This window comes from Saccharothrix sp. ST-888 (assembly GCF_000955975.1).
Taxonomy (GTDB): Bacteria; Actinomycetota; Actinomycetes; order Streptomycetales; family Streptomycetaceae; genus Kitasatospora.
This window is the reverse complement of sequence record NZ_JYJF01001090.1, coordinates 1-261: the sequence shown is the minus strand read 5'-3', so window position 1 is coordinate 261 and position 261 is coordinate 1. Positions and strand designations below refer to the sequence as shown.

Below are 261 nucleotides of genomic sequence, written 5' to 3'. Positions count from 1 at the left end.
GGCCAGCGCCAGTGAGCACTCGCCGTTGCGCAGCGCCTGCACCGCCAGGTGGAGCGAGACCAGCGAGGAGGAGCACGCCGTGTCCACCGTCACCGCCGGTCCCTCGAACCCGAAGGTGTACGAGAGGCGGCCGGAGACCACGGCGGCCGCGTTGCCGGTGATCATGTAGCCCTCGACGCCGTCCGGCAGCTCGTCCGCCACCGCACTGTAGCCCGAGGCGGAGGCACCGACGAAGACCCCGACCGCTCTGCCGCGCAGGGA

At 72.4% G+C, this 261-nt stretch carries 1 protein-coding gene; it reads right to left on the bottom strand.

The window, feature by feature from the left end; translation table 11 throughout:
* Positions 1-261, bottom strand: a 261-nt coding sequence (locus UK12_RS35745; RefSeq protein WP_045307397.1) for a beta-ketoacyl synthase N-terminal-like domain-containing protein, incomplete at both ends; no start/stop codon positions are given.